This window comes from Streptomyces sp. NPDC002785 (genome assembly GCF_040295565.1).
Taxonomy (GTDB): domain Bacteria; phylum Actinomycetota; class Actinomycetes; order Streptomycetales; family Streptomycetaceae; genus Streptomyces.
Window position 1 is genome coordinate 1 of sequence record NZ_JBEOVN010000247.1, and the last position, 9,423, is coordinate 9,423.

The 9,423-nt window shown below is 73.6% G+C and carries 2 protein-coding genes; both read left to right on the forward strand.

Annotation, left to right across the window (positions count from 1 at the left end; genetic code table 11):
• Positions 1-4,768, forward strand: a 4,768-nt coding sequence (locus ABTZ94_RS33710; RefSeq protein ID WP_351206637.1) for a type I polyketide synthase, incomplete at its 5' end; no start/stop codon positions are given.
• Positions 4,769-4,873: 105 nt separating this feature from the next.
• The coding region (locus ABTZ94_RS33715; protein ID WP_351206639.1) for a beta-ketoacyl synthase N-terminal-like domain-containing protein at positions 4,874-9,423 on the forward strand (4,550 nt) is incomplete at its 3' end.

Sequence of the window (9,423 nt, forward strand, 5' to 3'; positions counted from 1 at the left end):
CGCGAACGGCCGCTGCAAGCCGTTCGCGGCCGCGGCCGACGGCACGGCCTGGGGCGAGGGCGTGGGCATGCTGCTCGTCGAGCGGCTGTCGGACGCCCGCAGGAACGGCCACGAGGTGCTGGCCGTGGTGCGCGGCACCGCCGTCAACCAGGACGGTGCGAGCAACGGGCTGACCGCCCCGAACGGCCCGTCGCAGCAGCGCGTCATCCGCCAGGCACTGACCAACGCCGGCCTGACGGCGTCCGAGGTGGACGCGGTCGAGGCGCATGGCACGGGTACGACGCTGGGTGACCCGATCGAGGCGCAGGCGCTGCTGGCCACCTACGGCCAGGACCGCCCCGAGGACCGGCCGCTGTGGTTGGGCTCCATCAAGTCCAACTTCGGCCACACCCAGGCCGCCGCCGGTGTCGCGGGCGTCATCAAGATGGTCATGGCGATGCGGCACGGCCTGCTGCCGCAGTCCCTGCACGTCGACGCGCCCTCGCCGCACGTCGACTGGGAGGCGGGCGCCGTCGAGCTGCTCGCCGAGTCCCGGCCGTGGCCTCGGACCGGGCGGGCCCGCCGGGCCGGCGTGTCCTCCTTCGGTATGAGCGGCACCAACGCGCACGCCATCATCGAGCAGGCCCCGGCAAAGGACACCGTGGCCGCCGAGCCGGCGACCCGCGAGCCCGGCGTGCTGCCGTGGGTGCTCTCCGCCAAGGACCCCGAGGCGCTGCGCGCCCAGGGCGCACGGCTGCTGGCCCACCTGGAGACCGCCGGACAGGCGGCCACGGTCGCCGACACCGGCCACGCACTGGCCACCGGCCGCTCCTCCTTCGAGCACCGTGCGGTGCTCGTGGCCCGCGAACGGGACGGCTTCCTGGCCGGCCTGGAAGCGCTCGCCGAGGGGCGCCCCGCCGCCGCGGTGATACAGGGTCAGGTCACCGACGGCAGGACGGCGTTCCTGTTCACCGGCCAGGGCAGCCAGCGGCTCGGCATGGGCCGCGAGCTGTACGAGGCATTCCCCGTCTTCGCCCAGGCGCTGGACGCGGTGTGCGCGCACCTGGACGGGCACCTGGAGCGGCCGCTGAAGGACGTACTGTTCGGCGACGACGCCGCGGAGCTGAACCGGACCGGTTTCACCCAGCCCGCGCTGTTCGCCGTCGAGGTGGCGCTGTACCGCCTCACCGAGTCCTGGGGGCTGAAGGCCGACTTCCTCTCCGGGCACTCCATCGGCGAGCTCGCCGCCGCCCATGCGGCGGGTGTGCTGTCGCTGGCGGACGCGGCGAAGCTGGTGGCGGCACGCGGCCGGCTGATGCAGGAACTCCCCGCCGGCGGCGCCATGATCGCCCTTCAGGCGTCCGAGGACGAGGTGACGCCGCTGACCGGCAAGCGGGTCGGCATCGCCGCGCTCAACGGTCCGTCGTCCGTGGTGATCGCGGGCGACGAGGACGCGGCGCTGGAGATCGCCGAAGCCTTCGAGGCGCAGGGCCGCAAGACCAAGCGCCTCACCGTCAGCCACGCGTTCCACTCCCCGCACATGGACGGCATGCTGGACGCCTTCCGCCAGGTCGCCGAGGGCCTGAGCTACGCGGCGCCGCGGATTCCGGTCGTCTCCAGCCTGACCGGCGCCGTGGTCTCCGCTGAGGAGATCACCACCGCCGACTTCTGGGTGCGGCACGTCCGCGAGGCCGTCCGCTTCCTCGACGGGGTCCGGACCCTGGAGGCACAGGGCGTCACCACCTTCGTGGAGCTGGGCCCGGACGGGGTCCTGTCGGCGATGGCGCAGGACTGCGTCACCGGCGAGGGGCTGTCCTTCGTGTCCGCCCTGCGCTCCGGCCGCCCCGAGCCCGAGACCTTCGTGGCCGCGCTGGGCGGCGCCCACGTCCGGGGCGCGGCCCTGGACTGGGCGGCCGTGTTCGCCGGCACGGGCGCCCGGCGGGTGGAGCTGCCGACCTACGCCTTCCAGCGTCGGCCGTTCTGGTTGCTGAACGGTCCGGCCGGCGGCGACGCCTCCTCGATCGGCCTGCACGCCGCCGATCACCCGCTGCTCGGCGCGGCCCTGGAGCTGCCCGACTCCGACGGCGTCGCCTTCACCGGCCGGCTGTCGCTGGTCACGCACGGCTGGCTGGCCGACCACGCCGTGATGGGCACGGTGCTGATGCCGGGCACCGCCTTCGTGGAGCTGGCGCTCCGTGCGGGCGAGCACGTCGGCTGCGACCGGCTGGACGAACTCACCCTGGAGGCCCCGCTGATCCTGCCCGAGCAGGGCGGCGTGCAGCTACGGCTGGCGCTGGCGGCCGACGAGGCGGGCCGCCGCGCGCTGACGCTGCACTCCCGTGCGGAGAGCGCCCCGGCCGACGAGCCGTGGCTGCGGCATGCCACCGGTGCGCTGGTGGCGGGCGACGCCACGGAGCCGGCGTTCGACCTGAGCGCGTGGCCGCCGGTGGACGCGGAACGGATCCCGACCGACGGCCTGTACGAGGGCCTGGCCGACTCCGGCTTCGGCTACGGACCGGTCTTCCAGGGGCTCACGGCCGCCTGGAAGCGCGGCGACGAGGTGTTCGCCGAGGTGAGGCTGCCCGACGAGGCGGAGTCCGACGCGAAGACCTTCGGACTGCACCCCGCCCTGCTGGACGCCGCACTCCACGCTCTGGGGCTGGCCGCCGCCGAATCCGGCGGCGGCCAGGGCCGGCTGCCGTTCTCCTGGACCGGCGTCTCGCTGCACGCCGTGGGCGCCTCCGCGCTGCGGGTCCGGCTGACCTCGGCGGACAACGGCACGGTGGCCCTGGAGCTCGCCGACGCGGCGGGCTCCCCGGTGGCCTCGGTGGCCGGTCTGGCGCTGCGCACGGTGGCGCCGGAGCAACTCGGTGCCGGTACCGGAGGCGGCCTCAAGGACGCGCTGTTCCGGGTGGACTGGACGCCCGTCCCGACGCAGGCCGGTGCTGTACCGGCCGACCGGTGGGCGGTCGTGGGCTCCGACGCGCTCGGGCTCACCGCCCATCCGGACCTGGCAGCGCTGGCGGCCGCGACGGAATCGGGCGACGAGGCACCGGAGTTCGTGTTCGTGGTGCCCGGCCCGGTCCAGGGTGGTGATGTGATCGCCGCGGCACACGAGGTCTCCGCGGATCTGCTGGACGTGGTGCAGGGCTGGCTGACCGACGAGCGGTTCGGCGACGCCAAGCTGGTCGTGCTGACCTCCCGTTCGGTGATCGCCGCCGCGGGCGACTCGATGCCGCACCTCTCCGGCGCCGCGGCGCTCGGCCTGGCGCGGACCGCCCAGCAGGAGAACCCGGATCGCATCGTCCTGGTGGACACCGACGGCCGGGGCGACCCGCGCACGACGGTCGGCGCCGCGCTGGCCGCGGGCGAGCCGCAGGTGGCCGTCCGCGACGGCGTGGTCCTGGCACCGCGGCTGGCCCGCACGGCGGCCGGGGCGAAGGCCACGGCCCGGGACACCGAGGGCACGGTGCTGGTCACCGGCGCGAGCGGCATGCTGGGCGGCCTGGTGGCCCGGCACCTGGTGACCGAGCACGGCGTACGCCACCTGCTGCTGGTCAGCCGCCGTGGCCAGGACGCCCCCGGCGCCGCCGGACTCGGCTCCGAACTTGCCGCGGCGGGCGCGACCGTGACCTGGGCGGCTTGCGATGTCGCCGACAGGGAGGCGTTGGCAACCGTGCTGGACGTGATTCCGGCCGACCGCCCGCTGACCGGTGTCGTGCACACCGCCGGTGTGCTGGACGACGGTGTGATCGGCTCCCTGACGCCGGACCGCCTCGCGCGGGTGTTCCGTCCGAAGGTCGACGCGGCCTGGAACCTGCACGAACTGACGCGGGACCGGGACCTGTCGGCGTTCGTACTGTTCTCCTCCGCCGCCGGCGTGTTCGGCGGTGCGGGCCAGGGCAACTACGCCGCCGCCAACGCCTTCCTGGACGCGCTGGCCCAGCACCGCCGGGAGAACGGCCTGGCCGCCACCTCCCTCGCCTGGGGCCTGTGGGCCGAGGGCGGCATGGGCGGCGAGCTGGACGAGGCGGAGACCGCCCGGATCCGGCGCGGTGGCGTCGTCGCGATCACCGCCGAGCAGGGCCTGGAGCTGTTCGACGCTTCCGTCCGGACGGACGAGGCGGTACTGGTGCCGATGCCGCTGGACCTGGCCGCGCTGCGCGCACTGGCAGGCAGCGGCATGCTGCCGCCGCTCTTCCGCGGCCTGGTCCGGGTGCCGGTGCGCCGCGCCACCGAGTCCGCCGCGGCCGCGGCTGCCGGAGCCGACGCGCTGCTCCAGCGGCTGGCCGGGCTGACGGTGCCCGAGCGGGACGAGGCGCTGGTGGAGCTGGTCTGCGTCCAGGTGGCGGCCGTGCTCGGCTACTCCGGGCCCGAAGTGGTCGACCCGGCACGCTCGTTCAGCGAGGTGGGCTTCGACTCGCTCACCGCGGTCGAGCTACGCAACCGCCTGGGCGCGGCCACCGGCGTACGGCTTCCGGCCACGCTGATCTTCGACCACCCGACAGTCAACGCACTTGTCCGGTTCCTGCGCGGCGAGCTCGTGCCGGACGACGCGAGCGCGGTGACCCCGTTGCTCGCCGAGCTCGACCGGCTGGAGGCATCTCTCGTGGGGGCCACCCCGGACGACGAGGGCCGGACCAGGATCACCGCACGACTCCAGGCTCTGCTGACCAGGTGGAGCGACGACCGAGGACCGGAGGACGGCGCCGACGTCACCGATGAGATCGAATCGGCCACGGACGACGACCTCTTCGAATTCATCGGCAAGGAATTCGGGATCTCCTGACTGTGACCGCGACCGTGACCGTGACCGTGAGCGGCATGAGCACCCCGACCACGCGGCGGAGCCGCATATCGGATGCACCGGATTCCTCGAAGGGGAACGCACGAAATGAATGAGGAAAAGCTCCGTTACTTTCTCAAGCGGGTGACGGCCGACCTGCATGAGACCCGCCGCCGCCTCCAGGAGGTGGAGTCGGGGAACCAGGAACCGATCGCGATCGTCGGCATGAGCTGCCGCTACCCGGGCGGTGTCGAGTCGCCCGAGGACCTGTGGCGACTGGTGTCCGAGGGCGGGGACGGGATCTCCGAATTCCCCACCGACCGCGGCTGGGACATCGAGCGGCTCTTCAACGACGACCCGGACGACGCGGGCACCAGCTATGTCCGTGAGGGCGGATTCCTCCACGACGCCAACTACTTCGACCCGGCGTTCTTCGGTATCAGCCCGCGTGAGGCGCTGGCGATGGATCCGCAGCAGCGGCTGCTGCTGGAGACCGCCTGGGAGGCGTTCGAGCGCGCCGGGATCGACGCGACGACGGTGCGCGGCAGCCGCACCGGCGTGTTCGCCGGCGTGATGTACCACGACTACGCGTCGCGGCTGCGTGCGGTGCCGCCCGGTGTCGAGGGCTACCTCGGCACCGGCGGTTCCAGCAGCATCGCCTCGGGCCGGGTGGCGTACACCTTCGGCCTGGAGGGCCCGGCCGTCACGGTCGACACGGCCTGTTCGTCGTCGCTGGTGACCCTGCACATGGCCATGCAGGCGCTGCGCAACGGCGAGTGCACCCTGGCGCTGGCCGGCGGTGTCACGGTGATGTCCACCCCGGGCACGTTCACCGAGTTCAGCCGGCAGCGCGGGCTGTCCTTCGACGGCCGCTGCAAGTCCTTCGCGGCCGCCGCTGACGGCACCGGCTGGTCCGAGGGCGCCGGAATGCTGCTCGTGGAGCGGCTTTCCGACGCCCGGAAGAACGGCCACAAGGTGCTGGCGGTCGTGCGGGGCTCGGCCGTCAACCAGGACGGCGCGAGCAACGGCCTGACGGCGCCGAACGGCCCGTCCCAGCAGCGCGTCATCCGTCAGGCCCTGGCCAGTGCACGGCTGACGTCCGACCAGATCGACGTCGTCGAGGCGCACGGCACCGGTACGAAGCTGGGCGACCCGATCGAGGCACAGGCGCTGCTGGCCACCTACGGCAAGGAGCGCCCCGCCGACCAGCCACTGCTGCTCGGTTCCATCAAGTCGAACATCGGCCACACCCAGGCCGCCGCCGGGGTCGCGGCCATCATCAAGATGGTCAAGGCCATCGAACACGGTGTGCTGCCCAAGTCCCTGCACATCGACCGGCCCAGCCCGCACATCGACTGGGCCGCGGGCGCCGTGTCGCTGCTCACCGAGGCCCGGCCGTGGCCGGAGACCGACCGGCCGCGCCGCGCCGCCGTCTCCTCCTTCGGTATCAGCGGCACCAACGCCCACCTGATCATCGAGCAGGCCCCGGCGATGGACGAAGCCATGGGGGAAGAGGCCCCCGAGGCCGCCGACGCCGACGTCGAGGCCGTTGCCGACGCCGCACCAGTGGTGCAGCGGACCCTGCCGCTGCTGCCGTGGGTGCTCTCCGCCAAAAGCGAAGACGCCCTGCGTGTCCAGGCCGCCCGGCTGCACGCTCATGTCACCGCCCGCCCCGAGCTGGACGCGCTCTCCGTCGGCCACTCGTTGGCCACCACCCGCAGCACACTGGAGAACCGAGCAGCCGTCGTCGCCGGTGATCGAGGGGAGTTCCTGGACCGACTGGCCGCGCTGGCCGCGGGCGAGCCCGCCGCTGGGCTGATCCAGGGCACCGAGGGCCGCGGCAAGGTGGCCTTCCTTTTCACCGGCCAGGGCAGCCAGCGGCTCGGCATGGGCCGTGAGCTGTACGACGCCTACCCCGCTTTCGCACAGGCGCTGGACGCCGTCTGCGCCGAGCTGGATCCCCGTCTGGAACGGCCCCTGAAGGACGTGCTGTTCGGCGACGACGCCGAGGAACTGAACCGGACCGGGTTCACCCAGCCCGCCCTCTTCGCCATCGAGGTCGCGCTGTACCGGCTGGTGGAGTCCTGGGGCCTGAAGGCCGACCTGCTGTCCGGCCACTCCATCGGCGAGATCGCCGCCGCCCATGTCGCCGGGGTGTTCTCCCTCGCCGACGCCGCCCTGCTGGTGGCCGCGCGTGGCCGGCTGATGCAGCGGCTCCCCGTCGGCGGTGCGATGATCGCGGTGCAGGCGTCCGAGGAGGAGGTGCTGCCGCAGCTGACCGAGGGCGTGAGCATCGCCGCCCTCAACGGTCCGCAGTCTGTGGTCATCGCGGGCGACCAGGACGCCGTGCTGAAGATCGCCGCGGGCTTCGAGGAGCAGGGCCGCAAGACCAAGCGGCTCACCGTCTCGCACGCCTTCCACTCGCCCCGCATGGACGCGATGCTCGGTGCCTTCCGCAAGGTCGCCGAGCGGCTGACGTACGAGCCCCCGAAGATCCCCGTCGTCTCCGGCCTCACCGGCGCCGTCGTGCCCGCGGCCGAGATCGCCACCGCCGACTTCTGGGTGCGGCACGTCCGCGAGGCCGTCCGCTTCCTGGACGGCGTACGGACCCTGGAGGCGCAGGGCGTCACCACGTTCGTGGAGCTGGGCCCGGACGGGGTGCTCACCGCCATGGCGCAGGACTGCGTCACCGGCGACGGGCTGTCCTTCGTCGCCGCTCTGCGCGCCGGCCGTCCCGAGGCCGAGGCCCTGACCACCGCCCTCGCCACCCTGCACGTCGGCGGCGTCGTGCCGGACTGGGGGCTCTACTACGCGGGCACCGGCGCGGAGCGCGTCGAACTGCCCACCTACGCCTTCCAGCGCGAGCACTACTGGCTGGACGCCGGCACGGCCTACGGCAACGTCAGCTCGGCCGGGCTCGGCTCCGCCGACCACCCGCTGCTCGGCGCCGCCGTGTCACTGGCCGACGTCGACGGCTTCCTGTTCACCGGGCGGCTCTCGCTGGAGACACACCCCTGGCTCGCCGAACACTTCGTGATGGGCTCCGTGCTGCTGCCCGGCACCGCCTTCGTGGAGCTGGCCGTACGGGCCGGTGTCCAGGCCGACTGTGAGCTGGTCGAGGAGCTCACCCTTGAGGCCCCGCTGATCCTGCCCGAACAGGGCGGGGTGGCCCTCCAGATCGCGGTCGGCGCTCCGGATGCCGGCGGCTGCCGCTCGGTGGCCTTCCACTCCCGCGCCGACGACGCCGCGGACCACGAACCGTGGCTGCGGCACGCCACCGGCATCCTGGGGGCGGGCGCCGGCCGGCCGGCGGCGTTCGACCTGAGCGCCTGGCCCCCGGCGGGCGCGGAACCCATCGAGACCGCGGGCCTGTACGAGGGCCTGGCCGAGGCCGGCTTCGGCTACGGCCCGTCCTTCCAGGGGCTGCGGGCGGCCTGGCGGCGGGCCGACGAGGTCTTCGCTGAGGTCGCGCTGGAGGAGGGCGTCGAGCCGGGCGCCGGGCTGTTCGGCCTGCACCCGGCGCTGCTGGACGCGGCGCTGCACGGCATCGGGCTGAGTGACCTGGTCGAGAGCACCGGCCGGGGCCAACTGCCGTTCTCCTGGGGTGGGGTGACCATCCACTCGGTCGGCGCCGACGCGGTGCGGGTGCGGCTGTCCGCCGCCGGGAACGGCACGGTGGCACTGGAGCTCGCCGACGTCACGGGCGCCCCGGTGGCCTCCGTGGAACGGCTGGCGCTGCGCTCGGTGGCACCGGAGCAGCCGGGCACCGGCGGCGCGGGCGGCGGCGTCAAGGACGCGCTGTTCCGCGTGGACTGGGCGGACGTCCCGGCGCCGACGGCCGACATCGCCGGGCCCGGCCGGTGGGCATTGCTCGGGACGGACGTCCTGGGGCTAAACGTCGTCGGCGCGGCGGTCGACGGCTACCCGGACCTGACGGCGCTGGCCGAGTCCGGCGACATCCCGGAATACGTCTTCGTCACACCGTCCGCCGACGGCGCCGGAGACCTCGCCGTCGCCGCGCACCAGGCCGCCGCGGACACACTGGCGCTGCTTCAGGAATGGCTGACCGACGAGCGGTTTGACGCATCCCGGCTGGTGCTGCTGACCTCGGGCGCGGTGGCGGCCGGTGCGGGCGAGCCGGTCGCCGACCTGATCGGCGCCACGGTCCGTGGGCTGGTGCGCTCCGCGCAGTCGGAGAACCCCGGCCGCCTGGTACTGGTGGACATCGACAGCCACCCGGACTCGCTGCGCGCCCTGCCCGCCGCACTGGACTGCGGCGAGCAGGAGATCGCGATACGTGCGGGTGCGCCGAAGGCCCCGCGGCTCGGCCGTGCCGCCGCCGGCGCCGAGGACACCACCTTCGATCCGGCGGGGACGGTGCTGGTCACGGGGGCGAGTGGCACGCTGGGTGGTTTGTTCGCACGGCATTTGGTGGTTGAGCGTGGTGTGCGTCGTCTGTTGCTGACCAGTCGGCGGGGTGGTGAGGCGTCGGGTGCTGCCGTGCTTGCGGCGGAGCTGGCGGAGTTGGGTGCTGAGGTCATTTGGGCGGCGTGTGATGCGGCTGACCGTGAGTCGTTGGCCGCGTTGCTCGCCGAGATCCCGGCCGGGCATCCGCTTGTCGCGGTGATTCATGCCGCTGGTGTGCTGGACGACGGGGT